This window comes from Yersinia ruckeri ATCC 29473, assembly GCF_000754815.1.
GTDB lineage: Bacteria > Pseudomonadota > Gammaproteobacteria > Enterobacterales > Enterobacteriaceae > Yersinia > Yersinia ruckeri.
Genome location: NZ_KN150747.1, coordinates 242,173 through 262,823, shown reverse-complemented (window position 1 = coordinate 262,823; position 20,651 = coordinate 242,173). Strand labels below are relative to the sequence as shown.

Sequence of the window (20,651 nt, the reverse complement as noted above, 5' to 3'; positions counted from 1 at the left end):
TGGACAGAGAATAAATTACCTTACAGTTTTATCGGCTTAATATGCCAAATATCATCGGCATATTCCTGAATGGTTCTGTCAGATGAGAAATACCCCATATTGGCAATATTCAACACGGTACGACGAGCCCATTCATCCGGTTGCTGATATAACTCATCCACTTTATCCTGCGTATCAATATAACTGCGATAATCTGCCAATAATTGGTAGTGATCCCCCAAATTAACCAGGGAATCAAACAGTCCAGTATAACGATTAGGTTCTTCCGGACTAAAAGTGCCGGTCGCCATTTGCGTCAACGCCTGATGAAGCTCGGGATCCTCATCATAGTATTTACGCGGGTTATAGCCATTAGATCGCAAATCCTCTACCTGCTCAGCGGTATTACCGAAGATAAAGATATTATCTTCCCCGACATGCTCGCGAATTTCTACATTGGCACCATCCAGAGTACCAATGGTGAGCGCACCGTTTAGTGCAAATTTCATATTACTGGTCCCCGAAGCCTCGGTTCCCGCCAGCGATATTTGCTCGGAAAGATCTGCTGCCGGAATAATGATCTGAGCCAGGCTCACGCCATAGTTAGGAATAAAGACCACTTTTAATAAGTTATTGATACGTTCATCATTATTGATCACTTTAGCCACATCATTGATCAGGCGGATAATTTGTTTGGCATTGTAATAAGCCGATGCCGCTTTACCGGCAAAAATTACCACTCGCCCGACCCAATTGGCATCAGGATCCTGCAAAATACGGTTATAACGCGTGATCACATGTAATACATTCAGCAGTTGCCGTTTATATTCATGAATACGTTTAATTTGCACATCGAACAATGCCTCCGGATTCAACACAATGTTCAGGTTTTTCGCGATATAAATAGCCAGCCGTTTTTTGTTCTCCAGCTTGGCTTTTTGTATTGCCAGCAAGAAGCTCGGGTAATCAATATTGGGTTTGATATCACTCAGTTGGCTAAGGTCGGTTCGCCAGTTATGACCAATGCTGTCATCCAATACCGCCGCCAACGGACGGTTCGCCAACCCGAGCCAACGACGCGGCGTGACCCCGTTGGTTTTATTGCAGAAACGATCGGGGAAAATACGAGCAAAATCGGCAAACAGTGATTGCACCATTAATTCGGAGTGCAGGGCAGAAACACCATTCACCTTATGACTGACGACTACGGCTAACCACGCCATACGCACCCGCCGCCCATGGCTTTCATCAATGATAGAAACTCTGGACAACAACTCATTGTCGCTGGGGAACAATTCTTGTACCTGTTTCAAGAAGTAGTCATTGATATCGAAAATGATTTGCAGGTGACGCGGCAGAATTCGACCAATCATATCAATCGGCCAGGTTTCCAGCGCTTCGGTCATTAAAGTATGGTTAGTGTAAGAGAAGATTTTTTCCACCATTCCCCAGGCTTTTATCCAAGTAAATTTATGCTCATCAATCAGTAGACGCATTAATTCGGGAATGGACAATACCGGGTGGGTGTCATTAAGGTGGATAGCAATTTTATCCGCCAGATTGTCGAAGGTATGATGCAATGCCCAGTGACGGGCCAGAATATCCTGCACCGTGGCGGAAACCAGGAAGTATTCCTGTCGCAGTCGCAATTCGCGACCAGAATAGGTGGAATCATCCGGATACAACACGCGCGATACGTTTTCTGAGTGGTTCTTATCCTCTACCGCAGCAAAGTAGTCACCCTGATTGAATTTGCCCAAATTGATTTCATTACTGGCTCGAGCTGACCATAACCGCAGTGTATTGGTAGCGTCAGTATCAAATCCGGGGATAATCTGATCATAGGCGCAAGCCAGAATTTCCTCGGTCTCCAGCCAACGAATTTTGGCACCCTCCTGTTGAACGCGGCCGCCAAATCGCACTTTATAGCGAGTATTGTGGCGAGGAAACTCCCAAGCATTGCCGTATTCCAGCCAGTTATCTGGAGATTCTGCCTGTTGACCATTCACGATTTTCTGGCTAAACATACCGTATTCATAGCGAATACCGTAACCACGTCCCGGCAGTGCCAGAGTAGCCAAAGAATCAAGGAAGCAGGCGGCCAGACGTCCCAGACCGCCGTTGCCCAATCCCGGATCGCTTTCTTCCGCCAGCAATTCGCTCAGATCGATGCCCATTTCATCCAATGCTACTTCAATATCATTATAAATACCCATGGATAACAGAGCATTAGATAACGTCCGCCCCAGCAAGAACTCCATCGATAAGTAATAAACCTGACGCACATCTTGGGAAAGCTGCGCCCGATTCGAGCGAAGCCAACGCTCCACCATACGATCACGCACCGCAAACAGCGTCGCATTCAGCCAATCATGTCGGGTCGCAATACCGGGATCCTTACCAACGATAAACATCAGTTTATAAGCAATGGAATGTTTTAGAGCATCCACACTGACTATCGGCGAGGTATAACTGAAGGGTGTAGTCATAAGCGATATTTCCCTAGTTCGTGGTTACAACAAGTGCTGATAAAGAGACCGATAGTCCGCTGCGGCTACCTGCCAACCAAAATCAAGCCCCATCGCATGACGCTGTACATGCCGCCAATGTTTTGGTCGAAGCCAGAGAACAAAGGCTCGTCGAATCGCCCTTTCTAGCTCCGTTGCTTCACATTCATCAAACACAAACCCCGAGGCGCTACCATCGGCCAGATTTTCCAAAGCACAATCCACGACGGTATCCGCTAAGCCGCCAGTGTGGCGCACCAATGGCAAGGTACCGTATTTCAAGCCATACAATTGTGTCAAACCGCAAGGTTCAAACCGACTCGGAACTAAAATAACATCCGCGCCAGCGATAATTCGGTGCGAAAATGCCTCGTGGTAACCAATTTGTACACCAACCTGATCGGGATAATCCGCCGACGCAGCCAAAAAGGCATCCTGCAATACTGCGTCCCCAGACCCAAGCACCGCTAGCTGTCCACCAGCTCTGAGCAGTTCAGGCAATACCTGTAGCACCAGATCCAATCCTTTTTGTGAGGTTAAACGACTCACTACCGCAAAGACCGGTTTTTTATCCGTCACCTCTAATCCCATGGATTTTTGCAACTGTGCCTTATTAATGGCTTTGCCGCCCAAATTCTCGCTGTCATAACACTCAGCCAGTAATTTATCCGTGGCCGGATCCCAGATACTCTCATCAACGCCATTTAGTACACCGGTCAACCGCCCTTCCTGTGCTCGCTGTTGTAGCAGACCCTCCATACCGTAACCAAAGGCAGGCTGGGTGATTTCTTTGGCATAAGTCGGGCTAACGGTAGTGATATGGTCGGCGTAGAACAATCCGGCTTTGAGGAATGAGATTTGACCGTAAAACTCCAGGCCATAAATATTAAAGAACGACGGTGGCAGTTGTAACTCGGCCATATGATGGGCGGAGAACAACCCCTGATAAGCCAGATTATGTACGGTAAAGACCGAACGTGCAGGGCGACCTCGAGCGGCCAGATAGGCGCAGGTCAAACCCGCATGCCAATCGTGCGCATGTACCATAGTCGGTCGCCAATAGCTGTCTAATCCGCAGGCCAGTTCGCAGGCCATCCAGCCCAACAACGCAAAACGGCGATGGTTATCGCTATAGGCATTCAGTGATTGGTCGTGATACGGGCTGCCGGGGCGATCATACAAACCAGGCACATCAATCAGATAAATACCTACCCCATTATAGATACCGTAACGTAATGTCACGTGCCCAGCAAAGGTATCGAGTTCTTTGACCAGTTCGGTATGAGGAATGCCCTGCATTAAATCAGGGAATGCCGGTAAAATGACCCGCACATCAGTACCACCGGCGATCTGGGCGGCAGGTAACGCCCCCACAACATCCGCGAGCCCCCCGGTTTTCAATAAAGGGAACAACTCAGAACAGACATGTAAAACCCGCATTATCACTCCTGTATTTCATCAGTTGTCGATAGGGTTACAGACAACATACTGTATCGAGGCTGCCGTTTTCACGCCAACCCAGGATGTTGTTATAGCTTGGCGAGCATCTCCCGCGTTACCAGGACTATCCCATGTTCCGAACGATAAAAACGCGAGCTGTCTTCATCTGCGTTCTCACCAATCACCATGCCTTCCGGTATTTGGCAGGCGCGGTCAATAACACAGCGCCGCAAGCGACAGGAGCGCCCAACACGGACATCGGGCAGTAGCACCGCCGAATCGATATGACAAAATGAGTTAACCCGCACACGCGGGAACAAAACTGAATGCACCACCACCGAACCAGACACAATACAACAGCCAGAAACCAGCGAATTCATGGTCATGCCGTGGCTACCGTCTCGATCCTGCACAAACTTTGCCGGTGGAAGCGGCTCCATATGGGTACGAATCGGCCAACTGCGGTCATACATATCCAACTCAGGCGTGACCGACGCCAAATCCAGATTGGCACGCCAGTAAGCATCCAGTGTCCCAACATCACGCCAGTAAGGTGGTAATTCCGAGTTGGAGGTGACGCATGACAGGGTAAATGGATGCGCCCATGCCTCTCCGCGCTCGGTAATTTTAGGAATCAAATCCTTGCCGAAATCATGATTCGATCCCAGCGTATTCATATCTTCCAGTAATAATTTGTACAAATAATCAGCATTAAAAATATAGATTCCCATGCTGGCCAGCGCCATCTCTGGATTGCCTGGCATGGCTGGCGGATTGGCTGGTTTCTCCATAAAAGAAACGATCTGATAGTCATCTGAGACTTGTATGACGCCAAATTCAGAAGCTTCCTGAATCGGCACCGGAATACAAGCTACGCTGCATTTAGCCCCTTTTTCGACATGGTCAATCAGCATGCGCGAGTAATCCATTTTGTAAATGTGATCGCCCGCCAAAATGACAATATAGTCTGCGTTGTAACGGTGAATAATATCCAGATTCTGATAAACCGCGTCTGCGGTACCTTTGTACCATTCTTCATTACTCAGACGTTGCTGGGCGGGCAAAAGATCAACGAATTCATTCATCTCTTCGTTCAGGAAGGACCAGCCACGTTGAATATGTTGTACCAAGGAATGGGATTGATACTGAGTAATCACACCAATACGGCGAATGCCTGAATTTAGACAGTTGGATAACGCAAAATCGATAATCCGAAACTTGCCGCCAAAATGTACTGCCGGTTTAGCCCGGGTAGCGGTCAGATCCTTTAAGCGCGAGCCGCGCCCACCGGCCAGAATCAACGCAACAGATTTAATCGGCAATTGTCTGGCCAACATAAACGGATCTCTATTTTCGAATTTAGCCATGGAAAGTTCCTTAAATTTTCTGTTCAAACACAAACACTGAAAATACTGAGCTATGCCAGATCAATGGATATGTCTGCTGTGCCTGAGTGATATTTTGTGGCTCAAAGGGGAAAGCCAGTTGCCACTCCCCGGCAGGTAAAGTCATCTCGCAAGGCTGATCAGTAGCATTGATCACCACCAGCCATCGTTGAGATAGCCGAATTTGAAGCCACTTTTGATCTCTCCGCTCCCAAGCGGCCGCGTCGATGGCTTGCCCGCGATAATCCAGCCATTGCACATTGCCATCACTGTCCTGCCACCAACGGTCTTGGGTTAACGCAGGAATTTTTTGCCGCAGGTGAATAAGCCCAGAGGTAAAAGCTATCAGCGCGCTATCAGCTCGCGACCAATCTAGCCAAGTGAGGATATTATTTTGACAATAAGCGTTATTGTTGCCTTGCTGACTATGTCCATGTTCATCGCCAGCCAGCAGCATTGGCGTTCCTTGCGAAAGCAGTAATGTACTGAGTAAGGCGCGCTGACAGGCTCGGCGACGCTGCCAAACCTCTTCATCTGCCGTTAACCCTTCACAGCCAAAATTGTTGCTATGGTTATTTGCGGTACCATCTCGATTATTCTCGCCGTTGGCCTGATTATGCTTTTGCTCAAAGCACAATAGGTCGAGCAGGGTAAAACCATCGTGGGCCGTGATTTGATTAATGCTGGCTGAAGGCCGCCGTTCACGGCGTTCAAACAAATCGCTGGATCCGGCAAAGCGCCGGGCAAACTGCCCCAACGAAAGATCATCCCGCAACCAGAAACAACGGATATCATCGCGGAACCGGTCATTCCATTCGCTAAAACCAGTGGGGAAATTACCGACCTGATAACCGCCCCAGCCGATATCCCAAGGCTCTGCGATCAGTTTGCAATGGGCTAGAATAGGATCGGCTCTTAACGCGTTGAAGAATGGAGCCTCTGGCGAGAAAGACGGCGTTCGCCCCAAAGTTGTTCCCAGATCAAAACGAAAACCATCCACATGGCAGCTTTCAACCCAATAACGCAGACAATCGATTACCCAGCAAACCACTTCAGGCTGATCCAGCTTGAGTGCATTGCCACATCCGGTTGGGTTTTCATAGTCACCCTGTGGGCTTAACCAATAGTAGCTGGCGTTATCAATGCCACGCAGAGACAGGGTTGGCCCTTCTACATCCAGCTCGGCTGTGTGGTTGAACACCACATCCAGAATAACTTCAATACCAGCACGATGCAGAGCCTTCACCGCATCCCTGAATTCCGTGAGTGGTGAAATACCGACGCGGTGCGAGGCATAAGCCGGTTCAATGGCATAAGTTGCCAAGACGTTGTAGCCCCAGTAATTTTCCAACCCCATTTTTTGCAGCCGAGGTTCATCAACATGGTGCTGAACTGGCAGCAGCTCCAGTGCGGTAATACCCAACTTTTTCAGGTAATCAATCATCACCGGATGAGCTAGCGCGCCGTAAGTACCACGCAGATCAGCCGGAATATCGGGATGCAACTGGGTCAGTCCACGAACATGGGCTTCGTAAATAACCGTATTTCCCCAAGGAACTGCCGGAGGAGCATCGTGCTGCCAATCATATTCTTCATGCACGACCACTGATTTTGGCATTACCGCTGCGCTGTCCTGCAAATCCGGCTGATCGCGGCCACCAGCCAGACTCGGGCTGTCTAACAACTGCCCCTCTACCGCTCTGGCTCGGGGGTCGAGCAATAACTTATGTGAGTTAAAACGATGTCCCTGTCGAGGCTCAAACGGTCCGCTAACGCGGAAACCGTAACGCTGCCCAGGTTTACCGGCGGGCAGATAACCATGCCAGATATTGCCGCTGCGCACAGGAAGCGGGATGCGGATTTCCAGCCCTTCAGCATCAAACAGGCACAGCTCCACACCTTCGGCATGAGCGGAAAAAAAGGCAAAATTTATGCCGCTACCGTCAAAATTAGCCCCCAAAGGTGTAGGCGATCCCGCAAGTAGAGTTGCCATTTCATCTCTCTCGCAGTAGATACAAGGTTGCCAGCGGCGGCAAGGTCAATTCCAATGAATGGGCGTGGTGATGGCTACCAATGTACTGACTGAGTATTTCGCCGTGATTCCCCTGATTACTGCCGCAATAATGCATCGAATCTGTATTCAAGATTTCCCGATAACAACCGGAATGAGGAACACCAATCCGATAGCCATAACGCGGCACTGGCGTAAAGTTACTGATCGCAATCAGTTCATTCCCGGCAGCATCGCGGCGTAAAAACGCAAAGACCGAGTTGTCACTGTCATCAACCACCAGCCATTCAAAACCTTCGTGCTGATAATCCAATTCATACAGCGGCGCATTTTGTTGGTAACAGTGGTTAAGATCCCGCACCAAACGCTGAACACCACAGTGCCAACCCTCTTCGTCGTCCAATAGATGCCAGTCTAAACTGTGGTTAAAATCCCATTCGCGCCCCTGGGCAAATTCGCAACCCATAAACAGCAACTTCTTACCGGGATGCGCCCACATAAAGGCGTAGTAGGCACGTAGATTGGCAAACTTCTGCCAAGCATCACCGGGCATCCGATCCAGAATCGAGCGTTTACCGTGTACAACTTCATCATGGGAAATCGGTAACACAAAGTTTTCGGTGTAAGCGTACAACATACCGAAAGTCATTAGATTGTGGTGGTATTTGCGGTGAACAGGGTCGCACTGCATATAGTTAAGCGTGTCGTGCATCCAACCCATATTCCATTTGTAGTTGAAGCCCAGACCATTCATTTCTGGCGGTAAGGTCACGCCAGGATAGTCGGTTGATTCTTCAGCCAATGTCACCGCACCTGGCCGCTCAACACCAAGAGTATGATTGGTGTAACGCAGGAATTCGATGGCTTCCAGATTATCTCTACCACCGTATTTATTGGGTACCCACTCCCCTTCTGCCCGGCTGTAATCCCGATAGATCATCGAGGCCACGGCATCAATACGCAGGCCATCAATACCAAAACGTTCCAGCCAGTAAAAAGCATTACCTGCCAGATAATTACGCACTTCATTACGGCCGTAGTTATAAATCAGGGTATTCCAGTCCTGATGGTAGCCTTCGCGCGGGTCGGCATATTCATACAGCGCCGTACCATCGAATTGTGCTAAACCGTATTCATCGCTGGGGAAGTGCCCCGGCACCCAGTCCAGAATGACGTTGAGTCCAGCCTGATGGGCTTTCTCGATAAATTGTTTGAAATCCTGCGGCGTACCAAAACGGCGAGTAGGCGCATACATTCCCAAAGGCTGATAGCCCCAACTGCCGTCGAATGGATGCTCACTAATAGGAAGTAATTCGATATGGGTAAAACCCATGTATTTGACGTAATTCACTAACTGCTCGGCCAATTCGCCGTAGCTCAACCAATGATTGTTTTCAGTATGTCTTCGCCAAGAACCGAGATGAACTTCATAAATGGAGATTGGTGCATTCAGAGCATTAGCGCGTTGTCTGGCTGGTGAGTTTTCAACAATATCGGGTAACGGGCTGACTAGTGAGGCAGTTTCTGGTCGCATCTGAGCTTCAAATGCATAAGGGTCTGCTTTTAGCCTTATATTGCCATTACTGTCGATAATCTCGTATTTATATAACTGTCCAATGCTAACCGCGGGTAAAAACAACTCCCAAACACCATTTTCTTTACGCAGCCGCATCGGGTGTCGTCGGCCATCCCAGAAGTTAAACTCACCAACAACCGACACTCGCCTGGCATTAGGTGCCCAAACGGCAAAACTTACACCATTAACCCCATCCAGAGACATTGGATGAGCCCCTAAACGTTCATAAGGTCGTAAGTGGGTACCTTCAGCCAGTAGCCAACTATCTATATCTTGTAGTAATGGTCCAAATCGATACACATCATCAACAATTTGGGTGTTACCCGACCATTTTACTTCTAACTGATAAAAAAATGGATTTTTGCGTCTGGGGATCGTGGAAGCAAAGAACCCACGCGGATCAAGACAATCCAGTTGAGTCACTCTTTTACTGGTCTTTCCGTCAATCACCCATACTTCTTGCGCATCTGGAAACAGCGCTCGAACTTGCAAACAATCGGCAATTTTATGCATGCCAAGAATGGAGAAAGGATCAGAATAATTGCCAGAAATAACCTGATCAATTACATCTAGAGATGGAAGTACTGACATATCATCATTCCCGTTATTAATATCATGATTTATAAGCAATTATTTCCATATAAATTAAATTTATTAACCTATCTATCATGCAGTCCATTCAATGGATAATTAATGATCAAGATCAAAGGCGGGGCCTGTTCCATCCAAAATTCCAAAATGTGCGTTGGTGAAACCACATACGCAAGCGCGATCCACTGCGTGTAACGCACGCCCCAAACTATAAGCATAGTCAAAGCTTCGTAAAAAAAAGGGTTACTTATCAATGATAATTTTATTCATGAGAAAATCATGGTAATGCCGTTATTTTGCTTCTGGTTGTGGCATCTTCTTGGCTAAATCCATGCATTAGCAGCAGATATCACGGTCTGCAATTTTTTTATATTTAATTGTTCCGGTTAAAGTTTTCTTATCTATTGATTGGTTACAATAGCTTCAAGAATAACGGAGGCAATCCAGCATGGGCGTTAGCCAGGTCGAACTGATCTTTTCATTACTACAACAAATGTGCGTTTATCTGGTCATCGCATATCTACTCAGTAAAACACCGCTATTTATCCCTTTGATGCAGGTAACAATCCGCTTGCCACACAAGTTGGTTTGTTACCTCACTTTTTCCATGTTTTGTATCATGGGGACTTATTTCGGCCTGCATATTGACGATTCAATCGCCAATACTCGCGCTATTGGTGCAGTATTAGGTGGTGTATTGGGTGGGCCATCGGTTGGATTTCTGGTGGGCTTAACCGGCGGGTTGCATCGATATTCGATGGGAGGAATGACTGCTACCGCTTGTATGCTGTCCACCGTAGCCGAAGGATTGATTGGCGGTTTTCTGCATAATTATTTGATCCGCAAAAATCGGCTGGATCTATTATTTCAACCACTGGTGATTGCAGGCGTCACTCTGGCGGCCGAAGTCTTGCAAATGGCGATCATTCTGGCAGTTTCACGCCCATTTTCCGAAGCGCTAGAATTGGTAGAGAATATTGCCCTGCCAATGATGATCACAAATACCATTGGTGCAGCTATGTTTATGCGTATCTTATTAGACCGGCGGGCGATATTTGAAAAATACACCACGGCGTTCTCGGCCAAAGCTTTGCAGATTGCGGCCCGATCCGAGGGTTTATTGCGCCACGGTTTTGATCAGCAAAACAGTATGCGGGTCGCTCGCATTCTCTATGAAGAACTGGGCGTCGGCGCGGTTGCCATTACCGACCGGGAGAAATTGCTGGCCTTTATCGGTACCGGATCAGATCACCACATTGTCGGCTCTGCCATTACCTCAAACCACACTCATAGAGCCATTGAGATGAATCAGGTAGTTTATGCCGACGGCAATGCGGTGGCCTATACCTGTTCCATTTCACCGACGTGTAAACTGGGTTCGACGTTGGTGATCCCACTGCGGGGTGAAGAACATCGGGTCATTGGCACGATCAAGCTGTATGAACCGAAAACCAAGCTATTTTCCAGTATCAACCGAACCTTGGGTGAAGGTATTGCCCACCTGTTATCAGCACAGATTCTGGCCGGCAAATTTGAGCACCAAAAACAACTATTAGCGCAGTCAGAAATCAAACTGCTCCATGCACAGGTTAATCCTCACTTTCTGTTTAATGCCCTCAATACCTTATCAGTCGTGATCCGCCGTGACCCAAATCATGCCCGGAAGCTGGTGCTTTCTCTCTCCACTTTCTTTCGTAAAAACCTGAAGCGCAGCCACGATATTGTCACTCTCAGTGATGAAATCGAGCATGTAAATGCCTATCTGGAAATCGAAAAGGCCCGTTTTGCCGATCGTTTAAGCGTGAACATCCACTTGCCGGATCACGTTCTGGAGGCTCGTTTACCTGCATTTTCTCTACAACCCATAGTAGAAAACGCCATCAAGCACGGGATTTCACAGATGTTCAACAATGGACAAATCACGCTGCGCGGGAAGTTGCAGGACGATATTTTGACACTGGATGTCGAGGACAATGCCGGTTTGTATCAGCCAAAACTGGGGGGCGATGGTTTAGGCATGAATTTGGTCGATAGGCGTATCAAAGTGCGCTACGGCGATCAATACGGCGTCACCGTTAACTGTGAGGCGGAGAAATTCACCCGCATTACGATTAAAGTGCCATTTAATACCGCGGAGGAACACTGATTTCAACGTATAAAAACAGGTTGCCGCTACACGACAACCTCTCATCATTCTGAGCGAACGGCACCAGGCCATCAGCCACTATTTCAGTAGAATGCGCAGCATCCGACGCAGCGGTTCTGCTGCACCCCATAATAACTGGTCGCCAACGGTAAAGGCGGACAGATATTCCGGCCCCATATTCAGCTTACGCAACCGCCCTACCGGCGTATTAAGCGTACCGGTCACGGCAGCAGGTGTCAGCTCTCGCATAGTCAATTCACGATCGTTTGGAATCACCCGAACCCAATCATTATGCGTTGCCAATAATTGTTCAATTTCCGGTAACGGAATGTCTTTTTTCAGTTTCAGAGTAAACGCCTGGCTATGGCAGCGTAGCGCACCAACGCGTACGCACAAACCATCCACCGGAATGATGCTACCCGTGTTCAGAATTTTGTTAGTTTCTGCCTGACCTTTCCACTCTTCACGGCTTTGGCCGTTATCCAACGCTTTATCAATCCATGGAATCAAGCTACCCGCCAATGGCACGCCAAAATTATCGGTCGGCAAGGTGCCACTGCGAGTGGCGGTCGTAACTTTGCGCTCGATTTCCAGAATCGCCGAGGCCGGATCTTGTAGCTCTTTCGCGACACCGGCATGCAGCATGCCCATTTGGGTCAGTAACTCACGCATATGACGTGCGCCACCGCCTGACGCTGCCTGATAGGTCGCCACCGATGCCCACTCGACCAAATTATTGGCAAACAGACCGCCCAACGACATCAGCATCAGGCTAACGGTGCAGTTACCACCGACGAAAGTTTTAATGCCGTTATTCAGCCCCTGCTGAATCACTTGGCTGTTCACTGGGTCGAGGATAATAATGGCATCATCCTTCATACGCAGAGAAGAAGCTGCATCGATCCAGTATCCCTGCCAACCGCTTTCACGCAGCTTAGGATATATTTCGTTGGTATAATCGCCACCCTGACAACTAATGATAATATCCAACGCGTTAAGCGCATCAATATCATAGGCGTCTTGCAAAGTACCTTGCTGACCACTAAAGCTCGGTGCTGCCTGGCCGTGCTGGGAGGTAGAGAAAAAGACCGGGCGGATGCCGTCAAAATCGCGTTCTTCGATCATGCGCTGCATGAGCACCGAGCCGACCATACCGCGCCAGCCGATAAAACCAACGTTTTTCATGTTTACTGTCCTGCCTTGGAAGAGGTGACAACCGATTAAGGGATGCCTGTCTTGTGGCGCTGCACGCCCGCAAGGCATGGCAGACTAACTAAGAAAGACCTGATACCACCTTACAAAATATGTAAAAAGTGGCAAGTTAATTTATTCGATACCGGAGGAATTCCCAGTAATCCTCCTAATGTCTGAGCTTATCTGGTTTGATATACCAGAGTTTCTTTGTTCGTTGAGGTCACAATGACAGAAATGATTGCAGCAACCGTGTTGCTGTTTTTGATTATGGATCCCTTAGGCAACCTGCCTATCTTTATGTCGGTTCTCAAGCACCTGGAACCGAAAAGGCGACGGGTCGTATTGATTAGAGAGTTACTTATCTCTTTAATATTAATGCTTATTTTCCTTTTTGCTGGGGAGAAGATTCTAGAGTTTCTGAATTTGCGCACCGAAACTGTGTCTATTTCCGGCGGTATCATCCTGTTCCTGATCGCGATTAAGATGATTTTTCCATCCCATGAAGGTAACTCCACCGGCCTTTCTGCTGGCGAGGAACCTTTCCTGGTGCCACTGGCAATCCCACTGATGGCTGGCCCATCAATTTTGGCTACGCTGATGCTACTTTCTCATCAATACCCGAACCGCATGAGCCATTTGGTGCTGGCGTTGCTGATTGCCTGGGGTTTGTCTGCGGTGATCCTGCTAATGTCAGGCTTGTTCTTACGGTTGTTGGGAGATAAAGGTGTTAGCGCGTTAGAGCGTCTAATGGGATTGATTTTGGTGATGCTTTCTACGCAGATGTTTTTGGACGGCGTCAGAGCTTATCTCATGGCGTGATTGTTCAGCCAAAAAGCGAAAAATAATGCAAAAGGGCCGGTATTGGCCCTTGAGGTTAATAACAAAGTGCTCGCCGCGGTGAAACCGGCAGATCGCTGGATCGAGGTTTGTCAGCAGTCTGAAGGGTCAGTATTGGCACTTGGTGCGACACTCACTCCGTTTTATCCAGTGCTGCAACGCAGCGTCGTACCACTTCATCAATATCGGCATCGATATCCACGAAAATGACACCTTTCTCGTCTACCGGTGGTTCTTCCAGCGCTTCAAACTGGCTTTTCAGTAATTCTGTCGGCATAAAATGGCCGGCACGAGCTTTTAAACGCTGCATGATCACGTCAAAACTCCCTTTCAGATACAGAAAAACCATCTCTTCATTGCCTGCGCGTAAACGATCGCGGTAACGACGCTTGAGCGCAGAACAGACAATAATCCCAGTTTCATTTTTGTGGTTCAGACTGAAGGCCACGTCATTCAAACGTTCCAGCCATGGCATGCGATCTTCATCATTCAGAGGATGCCCGCTGGCCATTTTTTGGATATTGGCCCGAGGATGCAAATCATCACCGTCAATAAACTTGGCGTGAATTTCACGAGCAACGGCTTCACCAACCGTCGTTTTACCGCTGCCCGATACGCCCATCACAATGATGCTCTGTCCTGCCATAAGTTTGATCTCTATCTCAGAATGGGAATTTACCCTGTTCGACGGTTCCGTATTTTATCATGTTACCGGTATCATGATACCGGTAACAAATGGAGATGTGACGGTTATCACAAAGGGAAGAACATCAATTTTTGTACTCAATCGCGCCATCACGCCAGCCTGCACTCATGTCTGAGCGTAATAATAAAACCATGCTGCGGGTCCCGTAGCCTGTGCTGGATCAGCACTATATCCAGCCAATTTCGCGTTGCAGCAAGGCGGCAATGGCGCGGATCCCCAGGAGCTTAGTCCACTAAGTGACTGGGGTGAGCAAAAGCAGCCAACACAGCTGCGGCGGGAAAGATGCAGGGCAATACCCAATAGATTTCGCGTTGCAGCAAGGCAGCAATGGCGCGGATCCCCAGGAGCTTAGTCCACTAAGTGACTGGGGTGAGCAAAAGCAGCCAACACAGCTGCGGCGGGAAAGATGCAGGGCAATACCCAATAGATTTCGCGTTGCAGCAAGGCGGCAATGGCGCGAATTCCCAGGAGCTTAGTCCACTAAGTGACTGGGGTGAGCAAAAGCAGCCAACACAGCTGCGGCGGGAAAGATGCAGGGTATATAAATTATAACTAAAAGCGATAAATATATTGGAGAAATGCTATGCCATTAGTCATTGTCGCGGTTGGCGTTGCCATGCTGCTGTTACTGATGATCCGCTTCAAACTGAACGGCTTTATTTCGCTGATATTGGTCGCGCTGGCGGTCGGTATTATGCAGGGAATGCCGATCGATAAAGTGGTGGGGTCTATTAAAGCTGGGGTGGGGGGTACGCTGGGTAGTTTGGCTTTGATTATGGGCTTTGGTGCCATGCTGGGCAAACTGTTGGCGGATTGTGGTGGCGCTCAACGCATAGCTACGACGTTGATCGATAAGTTCGGCAAAAAACATATTCAGTGGGCGGTGCTATTGACCGGTTTTACTGTGGGTTTTGCTCTCTTTTATGAAGTCGGTTTCGTGCTGTTACTCCCGCTGGTCTTCAGTATCGCGGCTTCTGCTCGCATTCCCTTGCTGTATGTTGGGGTACCGATGGCTGCTGCGTTGTCGGTGACTCACGGTTTTTTGCCGCCGCATCCTGGTCCTACGGCCATTGCGACTATTTTCCATGCGGATATGGGCAAGACGCTGTTGTACGGGACTTTGCTGGCCATTCCTACCGTCATTCTGGCGGGGCCGGTTTATGCGCGGTTCCTGAAAGGGATTGATAAACCGGTTCCTGAGGGTTTGTATAACCCAAAAACCTTTACCGATGCAGAGATGCCAAGTTTTGGCGTTAGCGTCAGCACGGCATTGGTGCCGGTTATTCTGATGGCGCTGCGGGCGGTGGCCGAAATGATTCTGCCGAAAGGCCACCCGATGCTGGCTTTCGCTGAATTCTTCGGCGATCCGGTTATCGCTACCTTGATCGCCGTGTTAATTGCCATTTTCACCTTTGGTCTTAACCGTGGGCGTTCAATGGAGTCAGTGATGGAGACCGTGACGGATTCCATCAAGATTATCGCCATGATGCTCTTGGTTATCGGTGGTGGCGGTGCCTTCAAGCAGGTGTTGGTCGATAGCGGTATTGAACAATATATTGCTGGGATAATGAATGGTAGTGGCGTTTCACCGATTCTGATGGCGTGGTCGATTGCCGCCTTGCTGCGTATTGCGCTTGGCTCGGCCACAGTGGCGGCGATTACTGCGGGCGGTATTGTGGCACCGCTAATTGCCACTACCGGTGTCAGCCCTGAATTAATGGTGATCGCCGTCGGTTCCGGTAGCGTGATTTTCTCTCACGTGAACGATCCTGGCTTTTGGTTGTTCAAGGAGTATTTCAACCTGACCATTATGGAAACCGTTAAATCCTGGTCAGTGTTGGAAACCATTATTTCGCTATGTGGACTGATCGGCTGCCTGTTATTGGCAATGGTAATTTAGCGCCAGCGTTGCCCGCCAAGATCAACACAGAAATGAGGTTAATGACAAAGTGCTCGCCGCGGTGAAAACCGGCAGATCGCAGGAGCGAGGTTTGTCAGCAGTCTAAAATCCCCCTTTATCGTAAGATTGGGGGTATTTCTTTAACACAGAAGCGGCCAGCGTTCAGATGCTACCACCGGGTAGAATAGTAAATCCGACATCCACCATTTTGGGGTGAACCGACTCGCCACGCAGTTTGGCTATTAGCCGTTCTGCCCCAATTTGCCCCATTCTTTCGCGCGGTGTCAGTACACTGGCCAAACGGGGAACCATCGACTGACCGATATCGTGACCATGGAAACCCGCAATCGCCATGTCCTGCGGAATTGACAGCCCCTGACGCTGGCATTCAAAAAATGCGCCGATCGCCAAATCATCATTGGTACAAAAAATACTGTCAATCTGCGGATAGCTAATCTGCGCTTCACGCAATAGTTCACCACCGGCAGAGTAGGAAGATGAACGGCGGGTCATGACACTCACCGGTTCTAAACCGGATTCGCGCATTGCTTGCTCATAACCTTGCTGCTTAATCACCGTCCGCTCATCCTGACGCGCGCCAAAATAAACGACGTGACGGTGACCTCGTGCAATGATCTGCTGCGTCATCTGGCGGGCAGCTTCAAAATTATTAAAACCAACGGCTAAATCAATACAGGGAGAGATGCAGTCCATCAACTCAATAACCGGGATTCCAGCAATCTGAATCATCTGCAAAGTCCGCGGAGTATGATCCCGTTCAGAAAGAATTAAACCATCGATATTATAGGAGAGCAGTGAAGTCAGCCGCTGTTCTTCCAACGCTTTCTGGTAACCATAATGGGCCAACATGGTTTGATAACCGTGCGCATCGGTTACACTCTCAATGCCACGTAAGACCTCGGCGAAAACTTGGTTGGTTAATGAAGGCAATAGCACGCCGATTGCCATGCTGGTGGCATTCGACAAAATATCGGGAGCCCGATTGGGGATGTAGCCCAGTTCATCCAATGCCAGCGCAATTTTCCCCTGCAAAACAGCGGAAACCTGCTGCGGATTACGCAAATAGCGGCTGACCGTCATTTTAGTGACGCCCACCATATCGGCAACATCTTGAAGCACTGGCCTTTTTTTCTTCATTATCAATGAACTGGCACAAGAGGGTTGGCCGGGGATTTTAACAAAAAAAAGGGTATAACGCGATGCGCATACCCTTTTTAGCCGAGAAATGAGCCTGATAGGCTACTCAGGTCAAAATCACCGACAACATGACTCGGTCAAACACACTTTTACACCGGCGGCAGATCAAACAATAATATTTCACTGTCTTCATCGGCATGAACCGACAGCGCCGTTTCATCCCAAATGGCGAATGCGTCGCTGGTACTGGCATGATGACCATTAATAGACACTTTTCCACGCACAACCTGAATCCAGATACGACGTTCCGCCTGAATCGGGTAGATCGACTGTTCCTCTTTTTTCAGCGCCCAGCGCGACAACGTCATGTCCTGGAATACTTTCAGCGAGCCTTCGCGAGCATCTGGCGACAGCACCCACTGACGCCCCTGTGGTTTATCGAACATCTTCTGTTCATAACGCGGCGCTAAGCCCTTTGTCTCTGGAATAATCCAGATTTGATAAAGGTGCAGCGGCTGATCGTCACGGCCATTGTATTCGGAATGACGTATACCCGTCCCGGCACTCATTATCTGGAACTCACCCGCATGGATTTGTTCTTTATTGCCCATGCTGTCCTGATGTTCCACGGTGCCAGACAATACATAGGTTAAAATTTCCATATCTTTATGGGGATGGGTACCGAAACCCTGGCCGGGATCGATAACATCTTCGTTAATCACCCGCAGTGCCGAAAATCCCATAAAATTGGCATCGTAATAATCAGCGAATGAGAAGGTATGCCAGCTATCTAACCAGCCGTGATTAGCGTGACCACGTTCTTCTGCTTTGCGTAGATAAATCATATTCAATTCTCCTCAACGTTTTCTTTAGTCTAGATGCCGTAGGAAAATATGAAAGCGCAAAAAACTCACTTCTCTGTTCAAAAAATTAGACCAAGAAAAATACCTAAAAAAAATGATCTGACGAGGAAGAAAAACAGCCATAAAGCAGACAATGTGGTGTGGGAAGAGAAAAAAAAAGCCAGCACCCGGCTGGCTAAGTAAACACTGGAAGCAATGTGAGCAATGTCGTGCTTTCATCATGTGAACACCTAAAAGTTGGTGGCCTCATCTGAAAGCACGACAATGATAATCATTATCACTCTCAACTGTAAAGCATTATTTTTAATCAGCACGAATATCATTGACTACAGTGAATATATCGATATTTTGTTAGGTTATTCAAATATTAATCGTCTGGATAGCCCTTATGAATAATGTGTATATACGCTCGGTAGAACCTGCGGATTATTTGGCGCTACAACCGCTATATGCCCATCCGAAGGTCTATCGCGATACACTTCAGCTCCCGCTTCCAACCCAAGATATCTGGGCGAAAAAAATCGCTAATACCGCAGCCATTGCCTTGTATAAGAAATTTGGTTTTGAAACTGAGGGAACCGGTAAACGCTTTGCCTTCCGCGATGGTCAGTATGTGGATATTGCCTATATGGCCAGAGTGATCGAGCCAAAATAAAAAATAGCGGCCAAGTTGACGATAGCTTTTGGATGCACCGCTACATTAGCCTCACGATCGTGGACGATCTCCGCACAATCGCTGCCTTATATTCTCCTGAAATAAAAACATGACACGGATCACACTCGACTGCCATAAGCGAACGAAAAGGCGTAGAATACATTCGCTTTTAATGGACTAAACGTCCGACAAAATAGTCACTCACAGTGTGAATTGATGATGAGGTTGTTGTGTTTGAGAGTTATGGAGTACTCTATCTTTGGACTTACGTCCTGGGTGCCATTTTTATCATTATCGTGCCGGGGCCAAACACCCTGTTTGTATTGAAAACGGGTATTACCCGCGGCGTCAAAGAAGGCTATAAAGCGGCATCTGCGGTATTTATCGGCGATGCAATACTGATATTTTTCGCTTATGTCGGCATCGCGTCACTGATCCGTTCTTCGCCGTTTTTATTCACGCTGGTCAAGATGCTGGGGGCCATTTACCTGTTGTATCTAGGGATTAAGATTCTCTACAGCACACTGGTGAAGAAAGGCGCGAGCGAAACAACCGAGGCAGCGCAACACACTTTCCGTAAAGCGCTAACGTTGAGCCTGACTAATCCCAAGGCCATTCTGTTTTATGTTTCGTTCTTTGTGCAATTTATCGACCAGAGTTATGCTCACACCGGCCTCTCCTTTGTGATACTGGCGGTGATTCTGGAACTAATCAGCTTTTTCTATATGTCATTGCTGATTTTCTCCGGCGCAGCATTAACTCACTTCCTGAGCGAGAAAAAACGTCTCGCCAAGTTGGGCAACTCACTGGTTGGCCTGCTTTTCCTTGGTTTTGCCACCAAACTGGCTACCGCAGCCTAATATCTGCCAGTAAACATGGCGTCATAATCAGACGCCATGACTTGTCCAACAATCGGGCAAAAGTTCGCTTTATTCAGCAAGGCCATTTACCGCTATTAGTGTGGCTAAAACTGATTAAATGGCGATTATTCTTCGGGATAGAAACTGCTGTATCTCCTGCCATTGTGACAACACGGCTTGATTTTATTGCCTCTGCACAGTTGTGTGTAGCGACAATAAAGTTTGCCCGTAAGGTTAAAATCAGACAATAAAGTTTGCCCACTAAAGCCACTACAACAGCAATGGAATAAAGACCCTACCCACAAGATATATCTGAACAACTTTCAATCTCAGCCACCTAGCACTATAAAGTGAATTTCAGAATAGTTGGCATGCTTATGCCGGTTTAGTCGTAGCTCATAACTAAGGCTCCATGGAAATAGACTGTCTAATAATTACACACGATAGGCTGTTATTAGTAGAGTTGAAAGAATGAAACTGTAGAATTGGGGGGTTGAGGCCCAATGGGGCGAAAACCTACGCTAAATGACAGGGAAATAAAATAACCAATTGATTAATAGTTATTTTTACTATTCAGCATAAGATAAAATAGTGACTACCACTGGTCATACCATATGATTCGGTGGCAGTTCACCCATAGGTTACCCTACTTGTGACTCTCGATAATTATTCTTTATGGAGCTACGAAAAAATTTACCGTGTGATTCTGCTCCATCGAATTCATACCAACTCGCAAGCGGAAAATCATGGTAGTTCCAGACCGCTCCACTATTAAATTCAATCTCTAATAAAGAAATAGACTCGTCGTACCCAATACTCCGAATCATGCTTGATGAGACATTT

General features: G+C 48.0%; 17 protein-coding genes. 7 read left to right on the top strand and 10 right to left on the bottom strand.

Features of this window, described 5'->3' with window-relative positions; all coding sequences use genetic code 11:
* Nucleotides 1-20: 20 nt before the first annotated feature.
* The 5 genes from glgP to glgB all read right to left on the bottom strand — a co-directional run bounded on the left by glgP (nt 21) and on the right by glgB (nt 9,489).
* Nucleotides 21-2,468, bottom strand: coding sequence for a glycogen phosphorylase (gene glgP / locus DJ39_RS01085; RefSeq protein WP_004718398.1), 2,448 nt, complete (start codon nt 2,466-2,468; stop codon nt 21-23).
* A gap of 24 nt (nt 2,469-2,492) precedes the next feature.
* Entirely contained in the window at nt 2,493-3,926 is a 1,434-nt protein-coding gene (glgA, locus tag DJ39_RS01080) for a glycogen synthase GlgA (RefSeq protein ID WP_004718397.1), read from the bottom strand.
* 89 nt (nt 3,927-4,015) lie between these two features.
* Nucleotides 4,016-5,293, bottom strand: a complete 1,278-nt coding sequence (gene glgC / locus DJ39_RS01075) for a glucose-1-phosphate adenylyltransferase (protein ID WP_004718394.1) — start codon at nt 5,291-5,293, stop codon at nt 4,016-4,018.
* A 10-nt stretch (nt 5,294-5,303) separates the two neighbouring features.
* Nucleotides 5,304-7,304: a glycogen debranching protein GlgX gene (glgX, locus tag DJ39_RS01070; RefSeq protein WP_004718391.1), complete on the bottom strand. Its 2,001-nt coding sequence runs from the start codon at nt 7,302-7,304 to the stop codon at nt 5,304-5,306.
* 1 nt (nt 7,305) lies between these two features.
* A complete protein-coding gene (gene glgB, locus DJ39_RS01065; RefSeq protein ID WP_004718390.1) occupies nt 7,306-9,489 on the bottom strand; it encodes a 1,4-alpha-glucan branching enzyme in 2,184 nt (727 codons plus the stop codon).
* A 448-nt stretch (nt 9,490-9,937) separates the two neighbouring features.
* On the opposite strand from glgB, the gene DJ39_RS01060 reads away from it, so the two are divergent.
* Nucleotides 9,938-11,635, top strand: a complete 1,698-nt coding sequence (locus DJ39_RS01060) for a sensor histidine kinase (RefSeq protein ID WP_004718387.1) — start codon at nt 9,938-9,940, stop codon at nt 11,633-11,635.
* A gap of 78 nt (nt 11,636-11,713) precedes the next feature.
* Here DJ39_RS01060 and asd read toward each other — a convergent pair whose 3' ends face one another.
* Nucleotides 11,714-12,820 carry an aspartate-semialdehyde dehydrogenase gene (asd, locus tag DJ39_RS01055; RefSeq protein ID WP_004718386.1) on the bottom strand — a complete coding sequence of 369 codons (1,107 nt, stop codon included), beginning with the start codon at nt 12,818-12,820 and terminating at the stop codon, nt 11,714-11,716.
* A gap of 234 nt (nt 12,821-13,054) precedes the next feature.
* On the opposite strand from asd, the gene DJ39_RS01050 reads away from it, so the two are divergent.
* Entirely contained in the window at nt 13,055-13,648 is a 594-nt protein-coding gene (locus DJ39_RS01050) for a YhgN family NAAT transporter (protein WP_004718383.1), read from the top strand.
* A gap of 151 nt (nt 13,649-13,799) precedes the next feature.
* Here the strand turns inward: DJ39_RS01050 and DJ39_RS01045 are convergent, their stop codons facing one another.
* A complete protein-coding gene (locus DJ39_RS01045) occupies nt 13,800-14,312 on the bottom strand; it encodes a gluconokinase (protein ID WP_004718382.1) in 513 nt (170 codons plus the stop codon).
* Between the two features lie 643 nt (nt 14,313-14,955).
* Here DJ39_RS01045 and gntT point away from each other — a divergent pair.
* Nucleotides 14,956-16,272: a gluconate transporter gene (gene gntT, locus DJ39_RS01035; RefSeq protein ID WP_004723333.1), complete on the top strand. Its 1,317-nt coding sequence runs from the start codon at nt 14,956-14,958 to the stop codon at nt 16,270-16,272.
* A gap of 162 nt (nt 16,273-16,434) precedes the next feature.
* Here gntT and gntR read toward each other — a convergent pair whose 3' ends face one another.
* Together gntR and DJ39_RS01025 are read right to left on the bottom strand one after the other, a co-directional pair.
* Nucleotides 16,435-17,430, bottom strand: a complete 996-nt coding sequence (gene gntR, locus DJ39_RS01030; RefSeq protein WP_004723334.1) for a gluconate operon transcriptional repressor GntR — start codon at nt 17,428-17,430, stop codon at nt 16,435-16,437.
* Between the two features lie 149 nt (nt 17,431-17,579).
* Nucleotides 17,580-18,275, bottom strand: a complete 696-nt coding sequence (locus DJ39_RS01025) for a pirin family protein (RefSeq protein ID WP_004723335.1) — start codon at nt 18,273-18,275, stop codon at nt 17,580-17,582.
* 48 nt (nt 18,276-18,323) lie between these two features.
* Here DJ39_RS01025 and DJ39_RS17815 point away from each other — a divergent pair, with 48 nt between their 5' ends.
* The 4 genes from DJ39_RS17815 (at nt 18,324) to DJ39_RS17810 (ending at nt 20,059) form a co-directional block, all read left to right on the top strand.
* A complete protein-coding gene (locus tag DJ39_RS17815) occupies nt 18,324-18,476 on the top strand; it encodes a hypothetical protein (protein WP_004723336.1) in 153 nt (50 codons plus the stop codon).
* A 205-nt stretch (nt 18,477-18,681) separates the two neighbouring features.
* Nucleotides 18,682-18,948: a GNAT family protein gene (locus DJ39_RS01020; protein WP_038242884.1), complete on the top strand. Its 267-nt coding sequence runs from the start codon at nt 18,682-18,684 to the stop codon at nt 18,946-18,948.
* A 230-nt stretch (nt 18,949-19,178) separates the two neighbouring features.
* Complete coding sequence (gene leuE / locus DJ39_RS01015; protein ID WP_004723339.1) at nt 19,179-19,808, top strand: leucine efflux protein LeuE; 630 nt, start codon at nt 19,179-19,181, stop codon at nt 19,806-19,808.
* 41 nt (nt 19,809-19,849) lie between these two features.
* A complete protein-coding gene (locus tag DJ39_RS17810; protein ID WP_004723340.1) occupies nt 19,850-20,059 on the top strand; it encodes a hypothetical protein in 210 nt (69 codons plus the stop codon).
* A gap of 390 nt (nt 20,060-20,449) precedes the next feature.
* On the opposite strand, the gene DJ39_RS18405 is transcribed toward DJ39_RS17810, so the two are convergent.
* Nucleotides 20,450-20,635 carry a KTSC domain-containing protein gene (locus DJ39_RS18405; RefSeq protein WP_366663855.1) on the bottom strand — a complete coding sequence of 62 codons (186 nt, stop codon included), beginning with the start codon at nt 20,633-20,635 and terminating at the stop codon, nt 20,450-20,452.
* Nucleotides 20,636-20,651: the final 16 nt, after the last annotated feature.